This is a genomic window from Streptomyces sp. ISL-87 (assembly GCF_018614095.1).
Taxonomy (GTDB): Bacteria; Actinomycetota; Actinomycetes; order Streptomycetales; family Streptomycetaceae; genus Streptomyces.
Genome location: NZ_JAGGOY010000020.1, coordinates 16,769 through 40,998, shown reverse-complemented (window position 1 = coordinate 40,998; position 24,230 = coordinate 16,769). Strand labels below are relative to the sequence as shown.

Below are 24,230 nucleotides of genomic sequence, written 5' to 3'. Positions count from 1 at the left end.
GCCCCCGCCCCCGCCCCCGCATACACGGCGAGCACCCGCTCCAGCTCCGCCGCGAACCCGATCTGCTGGACCAGCGTCGAGACCCCCCGCTCCAAGGCGAGCAGCCCCATGGCCACGGACCAGCCGTTGCCTTCGCCGCCGACGACCTCCGCCGCCACCGCCCCGTCGAGGAAGACCTCGTTGAACTCCGCCGTCCCCGACATCTGCCGGATCGGCCGGACGTCGACCCGGCCCGGCTGGTCCATCGGTACGAGCAGGAACGACAGCCCCCGATGCCGTGTGGACCCCGCCTCCGTGCGGGCCAGTACGAAACACCAGTCGGCGTCCTGGGCGAGCGAGGTCCAGATCTTCTGCCCGGTGACCCGGTACAGCCCGTCGGCGCGGTCCCGCTCCGCCGCCGTGCGGATCCCCGCCAGGTCGGAGCCGGCGCCCGGCTCGCTGTAGCCCTGGCACCACAGCTCCTCGCCACGCGCGATGCCCGGCAGGAACCGGTCGCGCTGGTCCTGCGATCCGTACGCGATCAGTGTGGGCGCGAGGAGGTTCTCCCCGATGTGGCCGACCCGGCCGGGGGCGCGCAGCGCCGCGTACTCCTCGGCCCACACCACCTGGCCGGTGAGGGAGATCCGCTGTTGGCCGTACGCCCCGGGCGGTGCGTCCCAGCCCTGGCCGATCCAGCCGCCACGGCCCAGCTCGCGCTCCCACGCGCGCCGCGCGGCGATCCCTTCGTGCTCGCTGCCGGGCCCGCCGAGGCCGATGACCTGCTTGTACGGGCCCACGAGGTGCTCGGTGAGCCAGGCGCGGGCGCGCCCGCGCAGCTCCTCGTCCTCGGCTCCGAAGCTGAAGTCCATGTCGTCCGGGTCCCCCTACGCGTTGGGGCGGTCCTTGGCGGCCGCCGCCTTGGCCATGGCCTCCAGCTGCACCAGCATCGGCATCGGGTCGGTGCCCACCGTCCCGGGCAGGAAGTCGGCGATCTTCTCCGGGGTCCAGGAGCCTTCCGCGTACCCGGCGCGCAGCTCGCGCGGCTGCGCCCACACGGCGATCTTCGGGCCGGCGATCGTGTACACCTGCCCGGTGATCTTCTCGCCGCCGACGGCCACGGCCTTGTCGCTGAGCAGGTAGGTGACCAGCGCCGCGACGTCCTCGGGCTCGCCGATCTCCTTGAGCTCCATGGGCACGTTGGCCGACATGCGGGTACGGGCGACCGGGGCGACGGCGTTGGCGGTGACCCCGTACTTGTTCAGCCCGAGCGCGGCCGACCGGACCAGCGAGATGATCCCGCCCTTGGCGGCGCTGTAGTTGGCCTGGGCGACCGAGCCCTGGTGGTTGCCGCTGGTGAAGCCGATCAGGGTGCCGGAGCCCTGCCTGCGCATGACGGCGGAGGCGGCGCGGAAGACGGTGAAGGTGCCCTTGAGGTGGGTGGCGACGACGGGGTCCCATTCCTCCTCGGACATGTTGAACAGCATGCGCTCGCGCAGGATGCCGGCCACGCACACGACGCCGTCGATGCGCCCGTACTGGGCCAGTGCCGTGTCGACGATGCGCTGGCCGCCCGCCATGGTCGATATGTCGTCGGCGACGGCCACGGCCTCGCCGCCGGCGGCGGTGATCTCCTTCACCACCGACTCGGCGATCTCGCTGGTCGGTTCCCCGCCCTCGATGCCGACGCCGTAGTCGTTGACGACGACCCTGGCGCCCTCGGCGGCGGCGGCGAGTGCCACGGCCCGTCCGATGCCCCGGCCCGCACCGGTGACGGCGACGACCTTGCCTGACAAGAAGTTCCCCACGTCCGGCCCCTTCCCGCGGTTTCTGACGGACCGTTAGATTCTATGGGCAGCCGGATACGGCTGCACAAGACCCCGCCCGGGTCCGGTCGTCGGCGATTTCTGCGAGGAGTGATGAGTCCATGGGCATGCCCGCCGAGTTCCACGACATCGCCAAGCGCATCAACAACTGGGGCCGCTGGGGCGCCGACGACGAGATCGGCACCCTGAACCTCATCACCGACGAGGTCGCTCGCGCGGCCGCCGCCGAGATCCGCGGCGGCCGCCGGATACCGCTCGCGCTCCCGCTCAAGGAGGACGGCGTCCAGGCCGGCATGATCCCGGGCCGGATCAACCCGCTGCACACAATGGTGCAGATCAACCAGGAGATCTTCGGCCCGGGCACGGTGGCGTGCAGCGACGACGCCGTGACGATGGGCCTCCAGGCCGCGACCCACTGGGACGCCCTGACCCACGTCTCACACTCGGGGAAGATCTACAACGGCCGACCGGCCGACACGATCACGGCCCACACCCGGGCTCAATTCAGCGGCATCGACAAGGCCGGGCACATCGTCTCGCGCGGGGTCCTGCTCGACGTGGCCCGCGCGAAGGGCCTGGACCGGCTCCCGGGGGGCCACGCGGTGACCCCGGAGGACCTGGCGGAGGCGGAGGAGTTCGGCCGGGTCACGGTCCGCCCCGGGGACATCATCCTCGTCCGCACGGGCCAGATCCAGGTCTACCTGGCGGGCGACCGTCACGGCTACGGCTTCCCGTCCCCGGGCCTGTCCGTCCGTACGCCCGAGTGGTTCCACGCGCGGGACGTGGCGGCCGTCGCCAACGACACGCTGACCTTCGAGATCTTCCCGCCGGAGATCGAGAACCTGTGGCTGCCGGTGCACGCGCTCGACCTGGTCGAGATGGGCATGTACCAGGGCCAGAACTGGGATCTCGAAAAGTTGTCCACAGCCTGTGCAGAAGAAAGCCGGTACGCGTTCCTGCTGTCCGCGATGCCGGAACCGTTCGTCGGCGCCGTGGGCACACCGGTGGCCCCGGTCGCCATCCTCTGACGCCCTCCCCTGACACCCTCCGCGCGACGGGCGCCACCCAGCCGGCTCCCGTCAGGCGCCCAGCCAGCGCTCATCAGACGCTCATCAGGCGCCCATAGACGCTCATCAGGCGCCCATAGAGGTGTCGAGGCCCCCGCAGAGCCGAGCAGGGGGCCTTGACCAACGGGTGGCGGCGTACGCGCATGCACGCCCCGAGCACGGCACGGCAGCCGCCACCCCACGACCCGCACTCGTCAAGGCTGGACCCTTGGCGTCCCCTCGCGTCGAATCGTTCACCACCAGGGTGATCAACACATGACGGTCCGTCAACACCTCGTTAGAGGTACACGCGCGGTTCCCGGATCGGCCCACAACATTCCGACGACCCGTCAGGTCCGTCCGTCGCGCACTCCGCGGCCTTCTCCGCGCGGTCGATCTCGCACCAGATCCGCTTGCCCGCGCCCTCGTGCTGCCAGCCCCACCGGTCCGCCAGACCGTCCACCAGCTCCAGTCCGCGCCCGCCCGTGTCGTCCCCGGCGGCCCGTCTCCGGGCCGGTCCCCGGTCGCTCGCGTCGGCGACCTCGACCCGCACCCCGGGGCCCCCGAACAGCATCCGCAGCACGGCCGGACAGCCGGTGTGCACGACCGCGTTGGTGACCAGCTCGGAGATCAGCAGGATCAGCGTCTCGGCAAGCGGCTCGTCGTCCCCTATGCCGGACCCGGCCAGCCGGGAGCGCGCCCATCGCCGAGCCCGGCCGACCTCGGCCGGGTCCGGTCGTACCTCCAGCTGAACCTGAAGCACCTGCACCGCTCACACCATCCGAACCGGCGGACACTTCGCCTCACGACGGAACGGGATCACGGACCGTGACCCCCTTTCGGAGCAGCATGGTTGACATACAGTCACCACAACAAGCGCTTCGGGCATATTCCAGCGCGAAGGAGTAGGCGTGGTGCATACTGTGCGACGCTCGCGCCGCTCAACCGCTCGCATTCGTGGGAGCGTACCGGAGCAGGCCCCCGACTCCGGGCCGCAAGGAGTCGAGCGAAGGACACAAACCGATATCAACTCTCCGTAATCGGACATGCGTCCCCCGCCGTCCTTCCCGTAACAGCCCGCTACGACGACGCCGACGGCGCCGACTACTCGTACAGCTACCCCACAGCTACTCCGCAGCCTCCCCCAACGCCTCCTCCAGCAGTGCCCGCGCCAGCTGCTCCTCCGCCTCCGCCGCGGTCCGCCACTGCTCGGCCCGCACCCAGGCCCGCTTGAGGTGCAGGTGCACATCCGCCTCCCAGGTGAACCCCATCCCGCCGTGCACCTGAAGGCAGTCCCGGGCGTTGCGCACCGCCGCCTCGTCCGCCAGCAGCTTGGCCGCCGCGATCTCCGCGGTGCCGCCGGTGTACGCCGTCACCGCCGCCGCGTAGACCGCCGCACGGGCCACCTCGGCGCGCACCAGCATCCGCGCGCACAGGTGCTTGACCGCCTGGAACGCCCCGATCGGCTGCCCGAACTGCTCGCGGTCCTTCGCGTACCGCACCGCCAGCTCCACCGTGCGCAGCGCGCTGCCGAGCTGGAGCGCGGCCGTCAGCAGCGCCCCCTCCTCGCGGTGCTCCGACTCCCCGCGGTACTCCGCGGAGGCCGCCGCGGCGCCGTCCGCCGGCGCCGCCACCCGGTACAGCGGCGTCAGCGGGTCCGCCGAGCGCACCCGGGCCGCGCTCCCGTCACCGGGTCGCAGTGCGGGCGCCCCGAGCACCGCGTCCGACTCCCCCAGGTACGCCACCAGCGGACCGCCGCCGTGGTCCCCCAGGTCGAAGGCCGTCACGACGGTCGTCCCGGCCGCCGCGCCCGGGACCACACCGGCCGCCAGGTGCGTGGCGACCAGCGGCCCCGGCAGCAGCGCCCGCCCGGCCTCCTCGAAGACGAGCACCGCCTCCGGGAGCCCGAGCCCGACCCCGCCCTCGGCCTCGGGGAGCCGCAGCGCGAAGAACCCGGCCTCGCCGAGCTCCCGCCACAGCTCCCGGTCGACGACCGCCCCGCCGTCGACCGCCCCGCCGTCGACCGCCCCGCCGTCGACCGCCGCCCGGAGCGCCTCGCGCCCGTACCGCCGCGCCAGGAGCTCGCGTACGCCCGCCCGCAGGTCCCGCTGGTCCTCGGTCGGCTGGAAGTCCATACCTCTCACCGCCCCTTCGGGAGGCCGAGGATGCGCTCGGCGACGATGTTCCGCTGGATCTGCGAGGTGCCCGCCGCGATGGTGTACGAGAGGGACGAGAGCCGGTCCAGGACCCACTCCTCGTCCAGCGCGAGGGAGCCCGCGCCCAGCACCTCGGCCGCGGTGTCGTACAGCTCTTGCCGCGCGTGCGAGTACGCCAGCTTGAAGACACTGCCCCCTGTGCCGGGAACGCCTCCGGTGCGCTCGGACTCGCTGACGTTCCACTGCGTCAGCCTCCAGAGGGCGCCGAATTCTCCGTAGAGCCGTCCGAGGGTGCGACGTAGAACGGGATCGTCCCACCGGCCGTTCGCCTTCGCCGCGCGCGCGAGCCCGGCGAGGGTCCGCCGGCAGGCGACGACCTCGCCGACGAAGGCGGTGCCCCGCTCGAAGGACAGGGTCACCATGGTGACGCGCCAGCCGTCGTTCTCCGCCCCGACCCGGTTGGCCACCGGGACCCGTACCTCGTCGAGGAACATCTCCGCGAACTCCGTCGAGCCGGCGAGGGTCCGCAGCGGCCGGACGGTGACCCCCGGCGCGTCCATCGGCATGGCCAGCCAGGAGATCCCGCGGTGCTTGGGGGCGGCGGCGCTGATGGGGTCTGTCCGCACCAGCAGCTCGCACCAGTCGGCGACCTCCGCGTGCGAGGTCCAGATCTTCGACCCGGTGATCACGTACTCGTCGCCGTCGCGGACCGCGCGCGTCCGCAGCGAGGCCAGGTCGGAGCCCGCGTCGGGCTCGCTGAACCCCTGGCACCACACCTCGTCCCCGCGCAGCACGGGCGGCAGCCAGCGGGCCCGCTGCCCGGCCGTGCCCTCGGCGGCGATGGTCGGGCCGGCGTGCAGCAGCCCGACGAAGTTCGCGCCGACGTACGGGGCCCCGGCGCGCTCCGTCTCCTCCAGGAAGATCAGGTGCTGGGTCGGGGTCGCGCCCCTGCCGCCCGCGTCGACGGGCCAGTGCAGGCCGGCGTACCCGGCGTCGTACAGCCTGCGCTGCCAGCCGAGGTCGTACGCGCGCCGGCCGGGCCAGTCGTCCGGGGACGGCTTGGCGGGCAGCTCGGGCAGCACCTTGGTGAGCCAGGAGCGCAGCCGGGCCCGGAACTCCTGCTCCTCCTCCGTGTAGGTCAGATCCACTAGCGGGCCCTGCCGTCGCGCAGGTCCCGGTCGAAGTCGAGCCCGAGCATCCGGATGGCGTTGCCGCGCATCAGCTTGTAGACGGTCTCCTCGTCCAGCCCCTTCACGTGGTCGAGGGCGACCTCCTTGGTGTGCGGGAACGTCGAGTCCACGTGCGGGTAGTCGGTCTCGAAGGTCGCGTTGTCCCGGCCGACGACGTCGAGCGAGGCGATCCCGTGCTTGTCGCGGAAGAAGCAGCAGAACATCTGCCGGTAGTAGTACGTGGACGGCGGCTCGGGGATCAGGTCGCGCACCCCGCCCCAGGCGCGGTGCTCCTCCCACACGTCGTCGGCGCGCTCCAGGGCGTACGGGATCCAGCCCATCTGGCCCTCGCTGTACGCCAGCTTCAGCGTCGGGAACTTCACCAGCACCCCGCTGAACAGGAAGTCCATCATCGAGGCCATCGCGTTGTTGAAGCTGAGCGAGGCCTGCACGGCGGGCGGCGCGTCGGGCGAGGCGGCGGGCATCTGCGAGCTGGACCCGATGTGCATGTTGACGACGGTGCCGGTCTCCTGGCAGACGGCGAAGAAGGGGTCCCAGTAGCCGGAGTGGATCGAGGGCAGGCCCAGGTAGGTCGGTATCTCGGAAAAGGTGACGGCCCGCACCCCGCGCGCGGCGTTGCGCCGGATCTCGGCGACGGCGAGGCCGATGTCCCAGAGCGGGATGATGCAGAGCGGGATCAGCCGGCCGCCGCTGTCACCGCACCACTCCTCGACCATCCAGTCGTTGTAGGCCCGTACGCACGCCAGTGCCACTTCCTTGTCGCGGGCCTCGGCGAAGGTCTGCCCGCAGAAGCGGGGGAAGGTCGGGAAGCAGAGCGAGGCCTCGACGTGGTTGAGGTCCATGTCGGCGAGGCGCGCCTTGGGGTCCCAGCAGCCTCTGCGCATCTCCTCGCGGGTGATCCCCTCCAGGGTCATCTCGTCGCGGTCGAAACCGACGGCGGCGATGTTGCGCTTGTACGGGAACTTCAGGTCCTCGTAGATCCACCAGTCGGTGGGCGGGCCGTCGGGATCCATGGTGATCACGTACTTGCCGCCGGTGTACGCGAGCTCGCCGATGCCCGCGGTGAGCGCTTTGGGGCCGCGGTCGCGGTACTTGGCGGGCAGCCAGACATCGAAGAGGTGCGCGGGCTCGATCACGTGGTCGTCCACGCTGATGATCCGAGGCAGTTCCATGGTGTCCCCTCGCCGCAAGCCGAATGAATCTGATGGATCGTCAGAAACAAGCTAGCTCCGCCACCCCTGGACCGACAAGCGCCGGAGCTCTACGCTCTCCGCTTGATCTGACTATCCGTCAGCTAGGGGAGGTCTGGGATGTCGGACACCACGGACACCGCGATACAACTGAGCCAGTCCCCCACCCTGTGGGAGCTGATCGCCCGGCGGGCCGCGCTGACCCCCGACGCCACGGTGCTGATCGAGGCGGCCGACGACCCCTCGGCGGACCGGACGCTCGCCTTCGGTGAGCTCCGCGACCGCTCCGAGCAGGTGGCGGCGGGCCTGTACGACATGGGCGTACGCCCCGGCACGGTGGTCGCCTGGCAGCTCCCCACCCGTATCGAGACCGTGCTCCTGTCGGTCGCCCTCGCCCGCATCGGCGCCGTCCAGTCACCGGTCATCCCCTTCTACCGGGACCGGGAGGTCGGCTTCGCGCTGCGCGAGTCGAAGGCCGAGTTCTTCGCCGTCCCCGGCACCTGGCGGGGCTTCGACCACACGGCGATGGCGCGACGGCTCGGCGCGCGCGGGATCTTCCAGGCCTACGAGGACCTCCCGGCCGGCGACCCGTCCGTACTGCCCCCTCCCCCTTCCTCCGGCACGGACGTCCGCTGGATCTACTGGACCTCCGGCACCACCTCGGACCCCAAGGGCGTCCTGCACACCGACCGGTCCCTGATCGCCGGCGGCTCCTGCCTGGCGCACGCGCTGCACCTGGATCCCTCGGACGTCGGCTCCATGGCCTTCCCGTTCGCACACATCGCGGGCCCGGACTACACCGTGATGCTCCTCCTCTACGGCTTCCCCGCCGTCCTGTTCGAGAAGTTCGCCATGCCCGACGCGCTGGACGGCTACCGCCGGCACGGGGTCACGGTGGCCGGCGGCTCCACGGCCTTCTACTCCATGTTCCTGGCCGAACAGCGCAAGGCGCCGGCCGAGAGGCTCATCCCCACCCTCCGCCTCCTCGCGGGCGGCGGCGCCCCGAAGCCGCCGGAGATCTATCACGCGGTGGTACGGGAGCTGGGCTGCCAGCTGACCCACGGCTACGGCATGACCGAGGTCCCGATGATCACCATGGGCGCCCCGGACGACACGGCGGAGAACCTCGCGACGACCGAGGGGCGCCCGCCGGCCGGCATGTCGATCCGCATCACGTCACCGGACGGCAGACCGCTCCCCCCGGACACCGACGGGGAGGTGCGCCTGCGCGGCGAGGCGGTCTGCCGGGGATACCTCAACCGGGAGCAGGACGGTGAGGTCTTCGACCGCGACGGCTACCTCGTCACCGGCGACTTGGGCCACCTGACGCAGAGCGGGCACCTGGTGCTCACGGGCCGCAGCAAGGACGTCATCATCCGCAAGGGGGAGAACATCTCCGCGAAGGAGATCGAGGACCTCCTCCACCAGCTTCCGGGCGTCGGCGACGTGGCCGTCGTCGGCCTCCCGGACCCGGTGCGCGGCGAACGGGTCTGCGCGGTGGTCGAACAGCCCGCGGGCGCCGCTCCCTTGACCCTGCCCCAGCTGACGGCCTACCTGCGCACTCAGGGCCTGTCGACCCACAAACTGCCCGAGCAGCTGGAACTGGTCGACGCGCTCCCCCGCAACGACGCCCTGCGCAAGGTGCTCAAGTACAAACTCCGCGAGCGCTTCGCCTGACCGTCTCGGGTACGGACGAGGCCGCCGGACTGACTGTCCGGCGGCCCTTTGTCATGCGTTCGTCACAGGGTGCGGTTGCAGATTGCACCAGCGACGCAGGGGTTGATATTGATGAAGTAATACGTTCATCCAGCCATCCATCCTGGCGGGGAGTCTGATGAAATTCGACATGGGGGCGCGGGTCCTGACGGACCTGCAGTCGCACTCGCAGAACTCGGGGAACGACCTCGGCCTGTTGATCAAGCAGCTGCTGCATGCCGCGCAGCCGCTCGAGGGAAAGTTCAACGGTGCGGGCAAGGCCGCGTTCGACCTGTTCAAGCTGCATTCCGACGACATCACCAAGGCGCTGAACGGCGCGCTGTCGGGGATCCTCGGCGGGCAGGCGGGCATGGACGCGGCGTTCGGTAGCGGTGACCAGGAGCAGGGCGACAACGCGCGCCAGCAGATGGCGGGCGCCAACTTCGACGCGGCCCGCTTCGGCGGCCGGTAATTCACGGGGAGTGATGGTTGATGGCAGCGGGAGAAGACCGTCGGTCGTACGACACGGGTGCCTCGACGGAGGCACAGACCAACATCAACGTGGTGATCGGCCGTCTGGAGCAGGTCATCGCCGCGCGTGACGCGCAGGTGAACGCCGCGATGATGGACTTCGCGGCCGATGGCGTGGCGGACGAGTACCACGCCAAGGAACTGCGCTGGAAGGGTGCCTCGCAGGAGGTCAAGAACATCATCGGGCTGCTGAGGTCGACGCTGGAGAAGAACGACCAGACGGCCGCGCAGACGATCGCCCGCGCCAAGGCCGCCGTCGACAACATCGGCTGACGTCCGCGGCGCGATCAGACGCGTTCGGTTCGGTTCGGTTCGCAGGGGGATTCATGACGTCGTGGGACATCAAGCCGCAGGGTGTACAGGGCCAGTTGCAGCTCACCGGCACGCGTGCCGGTGAGCTGGAGAAGGCACTGAACAAACTGATGACCGACATGTCGGAGGCCGCGCACGCCGCGGGCACCGCCGTACCGGGTTCGGTGGCGTCGACACCTCTGCAAGGACCCGTACCGGTCGGAGCGCCTCCACTGTCGCAGAAGGCGTCCGGGCCGGTGGGCGCCGCGCTCGCCGAGTACTGCAAGGAGCGGCAGAAGGACCTCACCTCGATGTCCGAGCGGATCCAGGCCGCCGTTCTCGGGGCCGCGAAGGCCACCAACGAGTACATCGAGGGCGATCTGGACGCGGCCAAGCACGCCCAGGACGCGGCGAAGGCCGTGCGACTGGATCTCCTCAAGGACGCCACGGGGGGCGCCAAGTGAGTGACGCACCGGTCAACCCGGCCGAGATCCCGGTCTTCACCGGCGATCTCGCCAAGCTCCAGGAGAAGGTGAAGTCGCTGTCGGGCGACGGCGCCTCCCTCGCCACCGCGGGCAACGCCGTCCACACCACCTTCGGCGGGATGTCGGCGTACTACAAGGCTCCCGAGGCGGAGCAGCTGTTCGCGGTGACGAAGCCGGTCGTGGACGTCACCCTGAAGTTCAGTTCCGACATGTGCGTCATCGCGGGCGCCCTCGGCACGTACGCGAGCGACATCGACCCGCTGATCAAGAAGCTGGACCACCTGCGCGAGGAGGCGCAGTCCTTCAAGGACAAGGTCTCCCACGACAAGAAGTGGCGTGAGGACGGCGACCTGATCGAGGAGAACCTCGACCGGCGCAACGAGATCGCCGAGGTCTGGGCGCAGTTCCAGACCGCCGAGCGCAACGCGCACGCCAAGATCGTCGCGCTGGTCGGCGGGAAGCCGCTCAAGGTCAACGACGGCTCCAACGGCGACCACATGTACGGCTACGACGGCGAGGCCCTCAAGGCGTCGAAGTCCCTGCCGTGGGGTGACGCGGTCGCCGAGTCGGTGCCGTGGTGGCAGGTGTGGGAGCACGCCTACGACTTCGGCAAGGGCGTCATCGTCGACGGCGTGTGGGGCACCATCAAGGGCCTGGGCACGCTGGTCGGGTTCGACGGATGGGACGCCGCCGGGCAGGCCTGGGTGGGCCTGGGCAAGCTCGCCACCGGCCTGGTCATCACCTCCATCCCCGTCGTCGGCTCCGCGTACCTGCTGGCCGACGACAAGGACCTCCCGTCCTGGCTGCGGGACTCCCGCACCGCGATGAAGGAGACCGGCAAGGCGCTGCTGGCCTGGGACCAGTGGAGCGAGAACCCCTCCCGTGCGGCCGGCGCGGTCACCTTCAACGTCGTGACCACCGTCTTCACCGGAGGCGCCGGGGGCGCCGCCTCGGGCGCGGGCAAGGCCGGAGCGGCCGCCAGGGCGATTTCCCTCGCGGGCAAGGTCGGCAAGGCCATCGACCCCATGACCTACGTGTTCAAGGGCGCCGGCGCCGGTCTCGGCAAGATCGGCGATGTCATGGCCGGTCTCAAGGGCATGGGCAACATCGAGCTGCCCAAGTTCCCCGACGGCACCATCAACCTGCCCGAGGGCTCCCTCAAGCTCCCCGACGGCACGGTCCACATCCCCGACGGCGTCAAGATCCCCGACGGTGCGGTCAAGCTACCCGACGGCAACTTCAAGCTCCCCGAGGGAACCACCGCCCTGCCGCCCGGCACAGTCCGCCTGCCCGGCGAAGGCGCCCCGCGGTTCATGGGCGAGGACGGCACCATCTACAAGGCCGACGGCAGCGTCGACAGCCATGTGGCCGAGGCCCCGAAGGACGTGGTGGACAAGCCAGGCGCCGACGGCAGGCCCACCACGCCGGACAAGCCCGCCAACCCCGTCACCGGGGCGGACACGCCGCGGGTCGGGACTCCGGCCCCGGCCAGGGTCCCCGAGCTGGCCGGCGTCGGCGGCCGCGGCGGCGACGACTTCGTCCGCCTCGGCGGCAGCACCGACGACATCGGCCGTGTCGGCGACCACACGCCCGGCGGCAACCCGGGAAGCCACCTCCCGGGCGACCTCACGCCCACCGGCCGGGCCGGCGACAACCTGCCGGGCGGGAACACCCCGCACACGCCCGGAGGCGGCGTGGGCGACCACATGCCCGCCAACAGCCTGGACAACACCGGTACCGGCGTCCGTCCCGGAGAGGCCGTACCCGGCCCGCGCACCGACGGCCCCTCCACGGGCGGCGGCGGCCACGACCTGCCCGGCGGCGGGGCCGCCGACAACGGCCTCCCCCGCACCGACGGCCCCGGCGGCGGCGCCACGGGCCCCGGCGGCGGCCTGGACGACCTGGGCCGCGCCGGCGACGACGCGATCGGCGACGCGGGCCACGCGGCCGGCGACGCGACGGGGGACGCGGGCCACGCGGCGGGCGACGCAGCCGGTGACGCGGCCGGTGACGCGGGCCGTGCCGCGGACGACGCGGCCGGTGACGCGGGCCACGCGGCCGACGACCCCTCCAACCCGGCGCACCCCGGGCAGGAGAAGCCCAAGTACGGCGACGGCAGCATGCGGCGGGACGACCTGACCCCGGCGCAGCGCAAGGCGATCCAGGACGAGCACGTCCGCCTGGCCAACCTCCCCGACAAGACGTGGTTCGACAAGTGGTACCGCCCCGACGGCCACCGCTGGCACAAGAAGGCCATCGTCGACGGCGTGGAGCTCCCGATCCTGAAGGAGGCCACCCCGGGCCAGTGGGTGGCCAAGTACGACCTGCCGAGCGGGCCGTCCGAGATCACCTTCGACTCGAAGCCGTTCAAGCGGGACACCGCCACCACCGGGCAGCTCGCGCTGCTCGACGACGTGGCGAAGAACCGCCACCTCGGCAGGACCCTCACCGATGCCCAGGACGCCTTCAAGGCCACACCGAACGAGGCGACCAAGGCGGCCCTCGAAGCCGCGCAGAAGGCCTTCGACGACAAGCTCCCCGGCGTCTCCAACAACAGCAAACTGGGCGAGGCGCTCGGCGAGAAGGCAGCCGAGCTGCACGTCGTGCCCAAGCACTTCCCCGACGCCGAGTGGGTCGAACTCCCGAAGACGCCCAACGGCGCCAACATGTTCGACCAGCTGTACAAGCTCGGCGATGACGGCGAGTACCTCATCGTCGAGGCGAAGGCGCCCGGGGCGAAGCTGGACTGGCGTCAGAGCACCGGCCTCCCCCAGAAGATGCGGGTCAAGCAGGGCACCAAGGAGTACCTGCACACGATCTTCGCCGAGATGACCGCCCGAGGCGGGAAGGACGCCGAGATCGCGGGCGACCTCAAGGCCGCCCTGGCGGACGGGAAGCTGAAGTATGCGCTGGTGAAGGCCAGCAAGGCGGACGGCTCCTACGCTGGTGCCCTGCTCGAATACTTCAAGATCTAGCCGAGGAGAGCACGTGGTCACCAGGATTGCCCGCCATGACTTCCGCACGGACGATGTGGACGGGGCGATGGCGCCGCTCATCAAGAACGTCGGCCGGATGCTCGACCGCATCGAGACGTCCGAGGTGTACCGCCACGACGCCCTGAGCGACGCGCTCATCGCGGCGAAGTGGTTCTGCCTGAAGGACCCCGAGGCGGACGCCTTCGAGACGTGGGAGGCGTGGGTCAGGGCCATGCAGGTCGGCTCGGCCCTGTTCACCTCGGCCACCGCTCCCGAGGGGCCCGTACCCTGCCGGATCGGGATCGCGGGCGAGGTGAAGAACCTCCCCGCGACGGGACCGCAGCCCTACCTGCACGCGGGCACCTGGCTCGACTCGTTCTACCTGGCCGCGATCTGCCGTGAGAACGACCGGGCCCAGCGCCTGGCCCAGGTACCGGTCCCGTTCCTGCGCGAGTCGGGCGCGCTGCTCGACGAGTACACGTACTCCTGGGTGGAGACCCTGCAGAGCTTCTGGTTCGGCCGGGACGATGTGTACGACAAGCTCGTCGCCGCGGTCAACGGCACCGCCCCGGAAGCGGTCGAGTACGCCGACCAGGAACTGATGGCGAAGATCCTCTACCCGCCGGTCATCATGTTCTACAGGTACCTCCGCCGGGACGCGGAAGCGTTCAACGAGGCCCTGGTCGACGCCCTCACGTGGCACAAGGAGTTCTGGACCGCCGACGAGGCGCGCGCCCTGAGCGGTGAGGGCCTGGTGGCCCTGGGCCCGCTCGCGGTCGCCTGCATGGCCCGCGACGCCGGCATGCCGATCGAGGTCGAGTCCGAGTACCTGCCCAAGGAGCTCCTGGAGTTCGGCTGGACCGGCGAGATCGACACCTGAGCCGCACCCCACACCCGAGCCCCACACCGGCGGGCACGCACGCAGTGCCCGCCGGGGGGCGCGTGCTACGCGTCCGGGGCCTCCACGCCGCAGTAGCCCGCGAACGCCTTGAGGATCTCCTCCTCCGAGATACGGCCGTCGCCGTCGGCGTCCAGGGCCGTCGCCACCTGGTCGGCCAGCTCGCCCGGGGTACCCAGCACCCGCAGGACGCGCGCCGTCGCCGCCGGGGTCGACCCCGCGCCCGCCGCGTCCTCCGAGGCCACCGCGATCACCGCCCGCAGGAACGGCCGCGCGATCTCCGCGAACCGCTCCGGGCTGTCCCGCAGCCGCTTCGCCGCCCCGGTGATGAACTCCTCGCGGGACACCCGCTGGTCACCGTCCACGTCCGCGATTCCGGCCATGCCCTGCCAGAACGCCTCGGCGCCCGCGAAGAGCGCCTGCCCTTTCTCCGACCGCGCGGCGGTCCCGAACTCGGCCAGCACCGCCCTCGCGGCCGCGCTGAAGTCCTCCCGGTCGATCGAGCCGTTGCCGTCCTGGTCGAAGGTGGCGAATCGGGAGGCGATCTTGCGCTCGTATTCTGCGCTGTCCATATTCGGCGTTCCGCCTTCACGTGTGCGGTGGGGTGCAGTTCAAGACAAGGCAGGAGCGTAAGGCCTGAGTGGCCTGCGCGTTAAGCGAAGTGGTCAAGCAGACGGCCGCATCGAACCCGCGCACGGGAAGCGCGGCAGGGCGCGCACGTGTGTACGCAAGCCCCGTCGGTGAGAGCGGACTTCTATCACGGAGGGCACTCGTCCACGGCGAGCTTCTCGCAAAACGGGCGCACGCGGCCATGTGCCACTACATTCGATGAGTCGACACACGGCTGGGGGCACTATGCCGAAGGACGTACCACCGCGCTGGGACCGCCGCATGCAACAGCGCCTCGCCCGCGGCGAAGCCGCCGCGCTCGGGGAGCTGTACGACCGCTTCGCCTCGCTCGTGCACAGCCTGGCGCACCGGGTACTGGGCGACGAGAAGGCCGCCGACCGGATCACCCGCGAGGTCTTCGGCTACATCTGGGAGAACCCGGACGCCTACGACCCCAAGCAGGGCTCCATGCGCTCCTGGGTCGCCCGGATCACCCAGGGCCAGGCGGTGGCCCGGCTGCGCCAGGCCGAACTGGGGCGCGGCTCCCGCGAGGAGCTGGAACGCAAGGTGGCCAGCGCCAACGCGGCAGCCCGCGCGGACTTCATCGTCACCTCCATGCCCGCACCGCTGCGCGCCGCCCTGGAACTCGCGTACTTCAAGCGCCGCGACTACCGCCAGGCCGCCGCCGACCTCCAGATCAGCGAGGACGAGGCGCGGCGCCGGCTGCGGCTCGGGCTGCAGTTGCTGTCGACCGCCAACACCCTCCCGCAGGAGGACACCGCCCCGCCCGGATACGGCCCCCCTGGATATGGAACGCCCCGATGACCGGACGCTCCGACACACCCGATGACGGATACGAGCGGCCCGGCGGCGTCGCGCGCATACCGGGTCCTCGCGGGGCCGCCGACGACTTCGACCCGCGGCACGCCCCGCGGCACACCCCGCGGCACACCCCGCAGCCGTCGCCCGCACCCGCACCTCCGCATCCGCCCTCCCATGCCGTACTGAAGTCCCTGCTCGGCGCGTGGGCGCTGGCCGCGTGTTCCGCGGAGGAGACCCAGGCGGTGGAGGACCACCTCACCGATTGCGCGCCCTGCGCGGAGGAGGCGTTGCGGCTGCGCGACGCGGTGGGGCTGCTGCATCCCGAGGAGAGCCTCGACCTGAAGCCGCTGCTGCGGTCGCGGGTACTGGAGGACTGCCTGGGCAAGCGGCCGGCGCGCATCCCCGTACCGGTGTGGGCCAATCCGTACGACACGGAGACGGCGCGGCTCGACGCGCTGCTACGGGACTTCGGCGAGTCGGAGTGGCACACCCCGGTACGGCTGAAGTGGTTCGAGGAGGACCGGCGGCAGTCGCGGCGGACCACGGTGGCCGGGGTCATCGGGCATCTGCTCACGGTGGACGGCCTGGTCGCGACCGCGCTGGGACTGGACGACCCGCTGGGCAAGGACGCCCCGCCCGGGGGACCGGCGGGCCGTACGGAGCACTTCTGGAACAACAGCTCGTACCCGGTCACACGGCAGGTCCGCGAGCCGTGGCGGGAGCAGGGGCACACCCTCGTACGCACGGTGTCGTTCGCGGGCCGGGGCGTGGCCGAGCTGGACGTCGACTACGGCTCGTTCGCCCTGCCGCTCGGGGACGCGTTCCTGGAGCGCGCCTTCGAGTGCTGGGTGCACGCGTGGGACATCGCGGAGGCGGTGGACTACCCGTACGACCCGCCGTCGGGTCCGCACCTGAACCGGATGATCGACCTCGCGGCACGGCTCCTCCCGAGCGCCCTCGCCCATCGCCGCCGCCGCGGCCTGGCGGCGCCGGCCCGCGGGCTGGTCGCGGCGGGAGCCCCTGGGCGGACCCTGCAGCTGGAGATCGAGGGCGGGGGCGGCGGCAGCTGGGACATCGCCCTGGACTCCCCGGCGGCGAAACCGTCGCCGGACCACCGGGTGGCGCACATCGCGCTGGACGGCGCGGAGTTCTGCCAGCTGGCCGCGGGCCACATCTCCCCGGAGGAAGCGGCGGCAGGCCAACACGGCGACCGCGAAGCCATCCGCGACGTCCTCTTCGCCGCCGCCTCCCTCAGCCGCCTGTAGCCCAACCCGGCCGGCACATCCAGCCCGGCCGGCACATCCAGCCCGGCGGGGCTGGGTGTGCCCGGCGGGGCCGAGAAGGCAGGACGGTTCAACCCCCGGCAGGTGTCAGGCGAAGACGACCGTGCGAGAGCCGTTCAGCAGGACGCGGTGTTCGCTGTGCCACTTCACGGCCCGCGCCAGCGCCTGGCACTCCACGTCACGCCCGATCGCCACCAGCTGGTCCGGCGTCACCTCGTGGCCCACCCGCTCGACCTCCTGCTCGATGATCGGGCCCTCGTCCAGGTCGGCCGTCACGTAGTGCGCCGTCGCACCGATCAGCTTCACACCGCGCGCATGCGCCTGGTGGTACGGCTTCGCGCCCTTGAAGCTCGGCAGGAACGAGTGGTGGATGTTGATGATCCGCCCGCTCAACTCCTTGCACAGCGTGTCCGACAGCACCTGCATGTACCGCGCAAGGACCACCAGCTCGACGTTCTCCGCGCGCACCAGCTCCAGCAGCTGCGTCTCCGCCGCCGCCTTCGTGTCCTTGGTCACCGGAATGTGCACGAACGGGATGTCGTACGAGCCGACCAGCTCCGCGAAGTCCGTGTGGTTGGAGACCACCGCCGCGATCTCCACCGGCAGTGCACCGATCCGCGCCCGGAACAGCAGGTCGTTCAGGCAGTGGCCGAACTTGGACACCATCAGCACGATCCGCATGCGATCGTCGGAGCGGTGGATCTGCCAGTCCATACGGAAGGAGTCCCCGATGGCGGCGAAGCTGGCCCGCAGCTTCTCCACGGTCACCGGCGGCTCCGCCGAGAAGTGGACCCGCATGAAGAAAAGGCCGGTGTCGTGGTCGCCGAACTGCCGGCTGTCCTCGATGTTGCATCCGGTCATGAACAGGTAACTGGACACGGCATGCACGATGCCCTGCTTGTCAGGGCAGGACAGGGTGAGGACGTACTGCTGGGGCTGCTGCTGCGGGTCATCGCTCATGACCCCACAGCCTTTCATACCGCGCGGGTGAGGATCCTCAGAACGTCCAGTGAGCTGGGCCTTTCGTCCGGGTCGTCCCCGTCCGCCGTGGCAAGACGCACGTGCGCCTCGCGCGCCGCCCGCACCGCCTCGGGCCAGGCGTGGTGTTCCAGGTACGTGGACACGGGCGCGTCCGGCCCGACCTGGTGCAGGATCCGCAGCACCCGCAGCACCGCGAGGTCGACGAGGGCCGCCTCCTGCGAGTCGCGGAAGATCGTGCCGACGTACTTCTCGGCGGACCAGCTGTCGAGCCAGGTGTCCTCGACGAGCCGGTACACGGCGTCGGTGACGTCCCCGTACCCCTCGGCGCCGACCAGCCAGGTGTCCTCCTGGAACGCCGGATCGGAAAGCATGTGCAGCGCCGAGCGCACGTTGCTGCGCCAGCGCCACCACGGCATGTCGTTGAGGGGCATGCCGCCCATGGTGGAGGAGCGGCTGCCGCGGCGGGAAGGGTTCTTCGAGCTTTCGGCGAATGTCACGCTTTCGATCGTACGTTCCCTCTTTTAGTGATCTTGAGGCAGCTCTCCGTGATCGCCCCCCGGCAATTCACCTGGGCGTCACCCAATGTTGTGTACACCTCAGACTTCAGTTACCCGCGGGGCGGAATGGTGCATGGACATGACCGATTCGCGAGGCGTAGCACCCCTGACCCGAACCCTCCTGGCTACGGCGATGGGCACGTGTCTCGTCGCCGGATGCGGGATGCTCCCAGCCAGATCGGGGGGCTCCGGGGACACCATCACGGTCATGACCTTCGCGCCGGAGGGCACCAAGGCGACCAACATGCCCGGAATGCCCGCCATGGCCAAGGCGTACGAGCGCTGGGTCAACTCCAAGGGCGGCATCAACGGCCACAAGCTGCGCGTCCTGACCTGCAACGAGAAGAACACCCCGGCCGGCGCCGCCGACTGCGCCCGCGCGGCCATCGCCCAGAAGGCCGTCGCGGTCGTCGGCTCGTACAGCCAGCACGGCCGCGCCTTCATGGCGCCGCTGGAGTCCGAGGGGATCCCCTTCATCGGCGGGTACGGGGTCTCCTCCGAGGAGTTCCAGAGCACCCTCTCCTACCCCGTCAACGGCGGCCAGCCGGTGCTGCTCGCCGGCGCCGGCCACCAGCTCGGCCGGGCCTGCGGCCAGGTGGCCCTGGTCCGCCCGGACACCCTCGCCGGGGACTCGATGCCCGTACTGCTCAACGCCGGGCTGAATGCCAACAAGATGGCCGAGGCCTCCGACATCCGCGCCGCCGAGGACACCGCGAACTTCTCCCTCCAGGCCCGCGAGGCACTGGCCGACACCGCCGGCTCGGGCTCGGGCTCCTCCAAGGACAAGGAGAAGGCGAAGGAGAAGGACAAGGAGAACGGCTGTGTCACCGCCGTGCTCGGCGAGCGCACCGAGACCTTCTTCGACGCCTTCCGCCGGACGGCCGAGGAGAAGAACCGCAGGCCGCAGATCTCCTCCGTCCTCGGCAGTGTCAGCCAGGCCCTGGTGGACCGCACCGGCGGCAAGGAGAGCCCCTTCGAGGGCGCGTACCTCACCAGCTGGTACCCGGTCTCGACCGATCCGCTGTGGGCGCCGATGCGCCGGGTCGTCTCGGAGTACTCCTTCGGCGACGACGGCGTGGATCCCGACGACAGCGGGGCGCAGACCACGTGGATCGCGTACACCGTCCTGAACGAGATCCTGAAGCGCTTCAAGCCCGACGAAGGCATCACGGCGCGCAAGGTCGCGCGCACGCTCAACAAGTCGGAGAGCGTCGAGACCGGCGGTCTCACCCCGGAACTGTCCTGGCGCTACAAGGACATGCGGGCCGTCGCCGGCTTCCCCCGCATCGTGAACGGGCGGGTCAGCTTCCAGATCGTCCAGTCGGGCCGCCTCGTCGCGCAGCCGGGCGAGCAGACCATGGACATGATCCCGACCCTGGAGCAGGCCCCGCGCGCGACGTGATCCGGGGCGGGGCCGTCAGAGCTGGGTCTTGTCCCGCTTGGTGAGGCTGTACTTGGCCGCGATCGAGTTCCACATGGTCGCGGCCGACTCCTTGGCCCGGGTCGCCTCGCCGCTCGACTTGTTGCCGTCGGAGGCATTGCCGGTGTTCTTGGCCTGCCCGTCCTTGCAGCCCTTCTTGTCGCCGCCGACGTCGTCCGCCCACGCCGCGTAGCTGTTGTCGGCGGCGGCCGAGGCCTTCCAGGCCTTGGTGAGGGCCGCGGAGAGCCTGGCGTTGTCGGGCAGCTGGTCCAGCTTCAGCTCCTGGAGCCGGGTGACCAGCTCATCGCGCTGGCGGGCCGCGTCACGCAGGTCGTCGGCCGCCTGGGGGAGGTTGCGGCAGCCCTTGATGTCGTCGACGGCCTTGATCACCGAGGCGCGGCTGTCGTTGCTGTCGGCGAGCAGCTTGTCGAGCTGGACGGCCTGGGGCCGCGCCGGGTCCACGGGCGCCTCGCCGGCCGCCGTCGAGCCGGCGGAGCTGGTGGGTACCGGGGGCGCCGCGCCCGGGTCGTTGTTCTGCGGCTTGCCGTCGCTGAGCAGCGCGCCGACGCCGAGCCCGACGACGGCCAGGCCGATGACGACGGCACCGATGATCACGGGCGAGACCCGCCGCGCGGGCTCCGGCGGCGGGGGCGGCGCCGCCTGGAAATGCTGCGGGGCCATGGGCGCCGCGTACTGCTGCCCGGGCTGCTGGGGCCGTACGGGGCCCTGCCCGGGCTGCTGAGGCCGTACGGGGCCCTGCCCGCGCGGCGGATAGGGCCGCGGCGGCTGCTGCCGGAGCACCGGCTCCTGGATCGGCGGCAGGTGCTGGGTGTGCCCGGCGGAGTCGTCGTCACCCCGGAACAGCCCGTCGAACCCCTCAGCGGCGTTCGGCGCCGGCCCGGCGGGGATGGGCGCGATGTACTGCGTCGCCGCCTCGTCATGCCCGGGCACGGACCCCGAACCGGCGGGGATGGGCGCGATGTACTGCGTCGCCGCCTCGTCATGCCCGGGCACGGACCCCGAACCGGCGGGGATGGAGGCGATGTACTGGGCGGAGTCGTGGTGCCAGGCACCGGATCCCGGTCCGGCCGGGACCGGCGGGATGTACTGCGTGGCCGCCTCGGGCAGGGGCGGGTAGCCGTAGCCGTGGGGGTCGCCCGGGCCCTCGTATCCGGGCCCCACGACGTGCCCGGGGGGCTGCTGCGCCGGGTAGCCGTATCCGGGCTGCGCGGGCGGCTGCGGGTAGCCGTACACGGGCTGTCCGGGGGCCTGCGGCTGAGGCTGCTGCTGCTCGCTCTGGTGCGGGTAGCCGTACGCGGGCCGTCCCGGAGCCGGTGCCTGCGGCGGCTGCTGCTGCTGCTGCTGCTGCTGGTAGCCGGGCTGCTGCGCCTGCGGCGAAGGGCCGGACTGCTGCTGCGGTCCCGGCGTCCCCCAAGGCGCCCCGGCCTGCGGGACACCCTGCTGCCCCGGCGGCTGCTGACCGGGGTACTCCGGATAACCCGAGGTCGGGTCCGGCTGCGCCGGATACGGCGACCCGGCCTGCGGGGTGGCCTGGTGGCCGCTCCCCTGTCCGCTCTCCGTCACCGGGACTCCTTCTCCGACTCGCCCGAACCTACGGCACCGTCGGCTCACGCTACCCGGTCACCCGCCACCACCGGCAGGCCCACCCGCACCTTCCCCCCGCGACTCCGCCTCCGGACACCCCCCCGAAACGGCCGTCAGGTCACCCGCCCCTTCCACCGTGGCCCAGCCTCGGGGCAGCCCGCGTACGGCCACTCCGCAGTCGCGGGCGCAGGCCTCGTACGGCTCCTTCCCCCACCGCCGTCAGGTCACCCGCCCCTTCCCCCGCGGCTCCACATCCAGGCACCCCCCAAAACCGCCTCCGGAGGCCCCCGCGGCCCAGCCTTCCGGCACCTGAAGCGGCCGCCAGGCCACCCACCCTCCCCCGCCACCGGCCTCCGGACAGCCCCGAACCGCCCTCAGGCCACCGACGCCTCCAGCCTCACCCCGAATTCCCGGACCGCCGCTTCCTCCCGGTACGGCTCCAGCCGCAGGCGGAAGTCCTCCAGGTACTCCGCCCCCCGCCGCGAGCGCAGCGAGCCCAGGAGTTCGGCTGCCTTCGTCGCCGTCTGGCAGGCCTGTTCCACCTCCCGCTGCTGCACCTGCGCCGCCGCCAGCAGCAGCAGACCGATGGCCCGGCGGCGTGCCTTGGTCGCGGGGAGGCCCCGCAGCGCCTCCTCCGCGCGTTTGCCCGCCGCCTCGGCCTGTCCCAAGTCCCGGTGGCAGTGCGCGAGTTCGTCGGCCAGGTAGGCCTGGTCGAAGTGCCGGATCCACACCGGGTCGTCGCCCGGCTCCGGCTCCGCCCGCTCCAGCGCGGTGACCGCCCGCGAGGACAGCACCGCGGTGGCCCGGGTGTCGCCCAGCAGCGCGTGCCCGCGCGCCTCGGCGGCGTAGAACATGGCCTCGACTCTCGGGGTGACCTGCCCGCGCGTGCCCTCCTGGGCGGCCCGCGCCAGCTGTGCGATCTCCCGCGGGTTGCCCAGCTCGGCGGCCAGGTGGCTCATGGAGGCGGCCAGGACGTAGCCGCCGTACGCGCGGTCGCCGGCCGCCTGGGCAAGCCGTAGCGCCTGGATGTAGTAGCGCTGGGCCAGGCCCGGCTGGCCCGTGTCCACCGCCATATAGCCGGCGAGCTCCGTCAGCCGGGCCGCGGCAGCGAACAGCGCCCGCCCGACCGGCTCCCGGTACGAGCCGCCGATCAGCCCGGACACCACGGAGTTGAGGTAGTGGACGACCACGGGCCGGACATGCCCGCTGCCGAAGCGGTGGTCGAGGTCCTTGAGCGCCTCGGTGGTGGCCATCACGGCCTCCACGTCGGACATCCCGACCCGGGAGCCGCCGCTGCGCGCCACCTGCGCGTCGGCCCCGGTGATCAGCCAGTCGCGGCTCGGCTCGACGAGCGCGGACGAGGCGACGCTCGACCCGGACAGGAAGTCGCGGCGGCCCACATCGCTGCGCCACAGCTCGCAGACCTGCTCGATGGCGCCGATGACGGTCGGGGAGAACTGCAGGCCGACGCCCGAGGCGAGGTTCTTGCCGTTGGCCATGCCGATCTCGTCGATGGTGACGGTCCGGCCGAGTTTGCGCCCGAGCGCCTCGGCGATGATCCCGGGGGCCCGGCCGCGTGGCTGCTGGCCGCGCAGCCAACGGGCCACGGAGGTCTTGTCGTAGCGGAGATCGAGGCCGTGCTCGGCCCCGCACATGTTCACGCGCCGGGCGAGCCCGGCGTTGGAGCACCCGGCTTCCTGGATGAGCGCCGCCAGCCGTTCGTTCGGCTGGCGGGCGACGAGAGGCCTGGCTGCCATGAGAAACCCCCTGAAGCCACGGGAGAGCATTGGAATGATCACTTCCCGCCTGATGTGCGGAGAATCTTCCCCTCTGCGTCGTGTCGCTACCCAACGGCGGCGCCCCGGCCCCCCACGCGCCCCCGTCCATGCATCGGTGCGCCCCGTGTGCAGGATCGATGCTCCGCCCACCGGCTGGTTTACGCCCGTAACCCCACGTGACCCGAAGAGTTGTGATGGGCGTGGAAGAGACCATCGGAGTCACGGAGACCGCACCCATCCCCAAGCAGCGCGGCGAGCAGCTATTGGACCATGCCGTGCGGTACACGGAAGAACGGCACTGGGATGTCTTCGCCGGCACCTGGCTGGAGGTCGGGAACGGGCGGGAGCTGTGTTCCTGCGGGGCCGAGGACTGCCCGGCGCCGGGCGCGCACCCGGCCGTGAAGGACTGGGCGGCGCAGGCCTCGGGCAGCGCCGTTCAGGTCCGGCGGATCTGGGGGAAGCAGCCGAACGCCTCGATCCTGCTGCCGACGGGCCGGACCTTCGACGCCCTCGACGTACCGGACTCCGCCGGATTCCTGGCCCTGGCGCGGCTCCAGCGGATGAACCGCACCGTCGGGCCGGTCACCCTCACGCCCGAACACCGGATGCTGTTCTTCGTACTGCCGGGCGCCGGGGCGAAGGTGCCGGACCTGGTGCGCAAGCTCGGCTGGTCGCCGAGCACGCTCGACCTGGTCGCGCGCAGCGAGGGGCAGTACGTCGCCGCCCCGCCCACCCGCTTCGGCGGCCGGGGCTCGGTCCAGTGGGCGCAGGCGCCGACGGCCGCGAACCGGTGGCTGCCGGACGCGGAGGAGCTGATCGACGCCCTCGCGTACGCGTGCGGGCGGGAGGCGGCGGACGCCCGGAACCGCAAGCAGGCGTGAGGGCCTGACCTGGTGGTTCGCGCCGCGCCCGACAC

At 71.5% G+C, this 24,230-nt stretch carries 22 protein-coding genes; 11 read left to right on the top strand and 11 right to left on the bottom strand.

Going from position 1 to position 24,230, the window contains the following annotated elements; all coding sequences use genetic code 11:
- Positions 1-848: acyl-CoA dehydrogenase family protein (locus J7I97_RS07750; protein WP_214932012.1), on the bottom strand; the 848-nt coding region annotated here is incomplete at its 3' end.
- A gap of 15 nt (positions 849-863) precedes the next feature.
- Positions 864-1,784 (bottom strand): SDR family NAD(P)-dependent oxidoreductase, encoded by a 921-nt coding sequence (locus tag J7I97_RS07745; RefSeq protein ID WP_214932010.1) that lies wholly within the window; start codon positions 1,782-1,784, stop codon positions 864-866.
- 119 nt (positions 1,785-1,903) lie between these two features.
- On the opposite strand from J7I97_RS07745, the gene J7I97_RS07740 reads away from it, so the two are divergent.
- Positions 1,904-2,830 (top strand): cyclase family protein, encoded by a 927-nt coding sequence (locus J7I97_RS07740; RefSeq protein ID WP_214932008.1) that lies wholly within the window; start codon positions 1,904-1,906, stop codon positions 2,828-2,830.
- Between the two features lie 316 nt (positions 2,831-3,146).
- Here J7I97_RS07740 and J7I97_RS07735 read toward each other — a convergent pair whose 3' ends face one another.
- The 4 genes from J7I97_RS07735 to J7I97_RS07720 all read right to left on the bottom strand — a co-directional run bounded on the left by J7I97_RS07735 (position 3,147) and on the right by J7I97_RS07720 (position 7,366).
- On the bottom strand, positions 3,147-3,617 hold the full coding sequence (locus J7I97_RS07735; protein ID WP_214932007.1) for an ATP-binding protein: 471 nt from the start codon (positions 3,615-3,617) through the stop codon (positions 3,147-3,149).
- 358 nt (positions 3,618-3,975) lie between these two features.
- Entirely contained in the window at positions 3,976-4,983 is a 1,008-nt protein-coding gene (locus tag J7I97_RS07730; protein WP_214932005.1) for an acyl-CoA dehydrogenase family protein, read from the bottom strand.
- Positions 4,984-4,988: 5 nt separating this feature from the next.
- Positions 4,989-6,152: an acyl-CoA dehydrogenase gene (locus tag J7I97_RS07725; RefSeq protein WP_214932003.1), complete on the bottom strand. Its 1,164-nt coding sequence runs from the start codon at positions 6,150-6,152 to the stop codon at positions 4,989-4,991.
- Positions 6,152-7,366 carry an amidohydrolase family protein gene (locus J7I97_RS07720; protein WP_214932001.1) on the bottom strand — a complete coding sequence of 405 codons (1,215 nt, stop codon included), beginning with the start codon at positions 7,364-7,366 and terminating at the stop codon, positions 6,152-6,154. The genes J7I97_RS07725 and J7I97_RS07720 overlap by 1 nt, the downstream gene beginning before the upstream one ends.
- Before the next feature lie 138 nt (positions 7,367-7,504).
- Between J7I97_RS07720 and J7I97_RS07715 the strand changes: the two genes are divergently transcribed.
- From J7I97_RS07715 to J7I97_RS07690, 6 genes are all read left to right on the top strand, one after another.
- Positions 7,505-9,061: a class I adenylate-forming enzyme family protein gene (locus J7I97_RS07715; protein ID WP_214931998.1), complete on the top strand. Its 1,557-nt coding sequence runs from the start codon at positions 7,505-7,507 to the stop codon at positions 9,059-9,061.
- 157 nt (positions 9,062-9,218) lie between these two features.
- Positions 9,219-9,551, top strand: a complete 333-nt coding sequence (locus J7I97_RS07710; protein WP_214931996.1) for a hypothetical protein — start codon at positions 9,219-9,221, stop codon at positions 9,549-9,551.
- Between the two features lie 20 nt (positions 9,552-9,571).
- Complete coding sequence (locus J7I97_RS07705; protein ID WP_214931994.1) at positions 9,572-9,883, top strand: pore-forming ESAT-6 family protein; 312 nt, start codon at positions 9,572-9,574, stop codon at positions 9,881-9,883.
- A 53-nt stretch (positions 9,884-9,936) separates the two neighbouring features.
- Positions 9,937-10,365 (top strand): DUF6507 family protein, encoded by a 429-nt coding sequence (locus tag J7I97_RS07700; RefSeq protein WP_214931992.1) that lies wholly within the window; start codon positions 9,937-9,939, stop codon positions 10,363-10,365.
- A complete protein-coding gene (locus tag J7I97_RS07695) occupies positions 10,362-13,361 on the top strand; it encodes a hypothetical protein (protein ID WP_214931990.1) in 3,000 nt (999 codons plus the stop codon). The genes J7I97_RS07700 and J7I97_RS07695 overlap by 4 nt, the downstream gene beginning before the upstream one ends.
- A 13-nt stretch (positions 13,362-13,374) precedes the next feature.
- A complete protein-coding gene (locus tag J7I97_RS07690) occupies positions 13,375-14,241 on the top strand; it encodes an immunity 49 family protein (RefSeq protein ID WP_308364629.1) in 867 nt (288 codons plus the stop codon).
- Positions 14,242-14,306: 65 nt separating this feature from the next.
- On the opposite strand, the gene J7I97_RS07685 is transcribed toward J7I97_RS07690, so the two are convergent.
- Positions 14,307-14,831, bottom strand: a complete 525-nt coding sequence (locus tag J7I97_RS07685; RefSeq protein WP_214931987.1) for an EF-hand domain-containing protein — start codon at positions 14,829-14,831, stop codon at positions 14,307-14,309.
- Between the two features lie 283 nt (positions 14,832-15,114).
- Here J7I97_RS07685 and J7I97_RS07680 point away from each other — a divergent pair, with 283 nt between their 5' ends.
- Entirely contained in the window at positions 15,115-15,693 is a 579-nt protein-coding gene (locus J7I97_RS07680) for a sigma factor (RefSeq protein WP_214931985.1), read from the top strand.
- Positions 15,690-16,955: a zf-HC2 domain-containing protein gene (locus tag J7I97_RS07675; protein ID WP_214931983.1), complete on the top strand. Its 1,266-nt coding sequence runs from the start codon at positions 15,690-15,692 to the stop codon at positions 16,953-16,955. Before J7I97_RS07680 ends, J7I97_RS07675 begins: the two co-directional genes overlap by 4 nt.
- Before the next feature lie 105 nt (positions 16,956-17,060).
- On the opposite strand, the gene purU is transcribed toward J7I97_RS07675, so the two are convergent.
- Both purU and J7I97_RS07665 read right to left on the bottom strand, forming a co-directional pair.
- Complete coding sequence (purU, locus tag J7I97_RS07670; RefSeq protein WP_214931980.1) at positions 17,061-17,933, bottom strand: formyltetrahydrofolate deformylase; 873 nt, start codon at positions 17,931-17,933, stop codon at positions 17,061-17,063.
- Between the two features lie 14 nt (positions 17,934-17,947).
- Entirely contained in the window at positions 17,948-18,394 is a 447-nt protein-coding gene (locus J7I97_RS07665) for a hypothetical protein (protein ID WP_214932019.1), read from the bottom strand.
- Between the two features lie 196 nt (positions 18,395-18,590).
- On the opposite strand from J7I97_RS07665, the gene J7I97_RS07660 reads away from it, so the two are divergent.
- Positions 18,591-19,913 carry an ABC transporter substrate-binding protein gene (locus J7I97_RS07660; protein WP_214931979.1) on the top strand — a complete coding sequence of 441 codons (1,323 nt, stop codon included), beginning with the start codon at positions 18,591-18,593 and terminating at the stop codon, positions 19,911-19,913.
- Between the two features lie 15 nt (positions 19,914-19,928).
- Here J7I97_RS07660 and J7I97_RS07655 read toward each other — a convergent pair whose 3' ends face one another.
- Both J7I97_RS07655 and J7I97_RS07650 read right to left on the bottom strand, forming a co-directional pair.
- Positions 19,929-21,515 carry a hypothetical protein gene (locus J7I97_RS07655; protein ID WP_251058580.1) on the bottom strand — a complete coding sequence of 529 codons (1,587 nt, stop codon included), beginning with the start codon at positions 21,513-21,515 and terminating at the stop codon, positions 19,929-19,931.
- 395 nt (positions 21,516-21,910) lie between these two features.
- The gene (locus J7I97_RS07650; RefSeq protein ID WP_214931974.1) at positions 21,911-23,293 is read right to left on the bottom strand and encodes a transcriptional regulator; all 1,383 of its coding nucleotides are present in this window, start codon (positions 23,291-23,293) and stop codon (positions 21,911-21,913) included.
- Between the two features lie 215 nt (positions 23,294-23,508).
- Here J7I97_RS07650 and J7I97_RS07645 point away from each other — a divergent pair, with 215 nt between their 5' ends.
- Positions 23,509-24,195: a bifunctional DNA primase/polymerase gene (locus J7I97_RS07645; protein WP_214931972.1), complete on the top strand. Its 687-nt coding sequence runs from the start codon at positions 23,509-23,511 to the stop codon at positions 24,193-24,195.
- Positions 24,196-24,230: the final 35 nt, after the last annotated feature.